Here is a 1,647-nt window from a genome sequence, read left to right on the forward strand (position 1 = left end):
CTCCGGAATCGGTGATCAAATGACTAACGGAATTAGTGATCAAGTCCTCCGGAATACGCACTATTGATTTGGTAAGCTTATACTCTAGAATTTTTTCCTCCAACCATGTGTATCCAGAGCTTTTTTTTCTTAACCCCATATTGAAATAGGCCGATGGAGAATTATCAATAGCATCCAGTTCTATACGTCCTTCTTTACCTGCGTCAATACTTTTGTGAAATGCATACTCAAATAAGACAGAGCCCACATATTTGTAAGGAGTCGTAGTATTAATCGAATAGTTATACATGCGATGAATATAGAGACAGTTATTCTGAATTGAATAGTTCATATATCCAACCTGTTGATTTTTAACATAAATCAACACCTCGGTACGTGGGCCAAGCAATGTGTTTCCGGAGCGTTTAAGAATTCTGTAATTAACTTGTTTTCCGTCAGAGGTTTCGATTTTAGTAGTTAGTCGCATTTCGATTTCTCATTTTATTATTATAATTGACGGGATAAAAAAACAGATAATATCAGATCAAAACAAAATCACAATGTGGATATATTCTCATTTTGAATACAAAAAATACAATTCTTGGTTGTTGGCTCAATTGGGTGGTAATGGTCGGGTGATTATTAATCAAATAGACTAATGCTTATTCATATAAATTATTTGAATTAAGAACATGAGGAATGATGAGCGTCCGTCAAAAAAGCAAGTCTGGGTGAAACGAAGTGTAGCTTGGGTTCAGTCTATAGATAACAGATCGGGTTTTGGTAAATTTGACCTGACAGATACTTCTTAAAAAAACGTTACCTGTCAGATCAAGTTTGAACTAGTACATTTAAATTTGTGATTATTGGTACTTGCAATAATTTTAGTTGTTCTTAAGTGGCTCTAGAGTTATTGATTCATCAGGCTTTTTAAATTGATCTGTGATAGCGTTGATTCTGGCCTTATAATCTTGCGTCACTTTACCTACGGCACGTTGACCCCACTCAAACTTAATATCCCACTTTTTGAATAACTCTTCAATTGCTTCCCTGACCATGTTATATGCTTTATCCATTAAATCAAGGCCTGCGTCATCAAGCGCATCATAGTGCGATTTATCGAAGCATTGAGAAACTTTAGTAGGTAAATGCGTAAGAAAAGTTGATGCCTTCTGTATTTTTTCTTCAAATTTTTCAGGGGATTGATAAACTTTTTGAAGATCAAGATCGCTTAATATGTTTTGCGCATCATAAAATAGCGTAATCATATTATTATTTACAGCCCGCAACAGCGCTTTGTGCTCTTCAGTTAGATCTTTGCTGTACATAAAAGTCTTGATAATGTCTTTATTTAAATTGCTAAGCACTTCTATTGCTTCAGTCAATTGTTTAGACAGGTTACTGCCTTCTTTAAACATGCTTTTTAAATCTTGGTAAATCTTTCGTCCCTCATCCAAAACAAGTTTATTTTCCTTCAACGCGGTTAAGATTTTTTCATAATCAGTATTGAGGGCAAAACCATGTTCCTTTATTGTTTCCAATTGAGCGCGATTATCTCGATATTTTTTTAAGCTTTCTTTCACATCTTGAATGTTTATAAGATTGTTGATTTTATCCCATTTATCATCTTGCTTTGCTCGATAAAAACTCGGACTATAGGGGGGGGGG

The 1,647-nt window shown here is 34.7% G+C and carries 2 protein-coding genes; both read right to left on the reverse strand.

Annotated features, from left to right (window positions below; translation table 11 throughout):
- Positions 1–466, reverse strand: a 466-nt coding sequence (locus tag DGG96_RS19235) for a hypothetical protein (protein ID WP_133249349.1), incomplete at its 3' end; no start/stop codon positions are given.
- Positions 467–863: 397 nt separating this feature from the next.
- Positions 864–1,647 (reverse strand): hypothetical protein (locus DGG96_RS19240; RefSeq protein ID WP_165831649.1); only part of this gene is annotated, 784 nt, incomplete at its 5' end.

This window comes from Legionella qingyii, assembly GCF_003184185.1.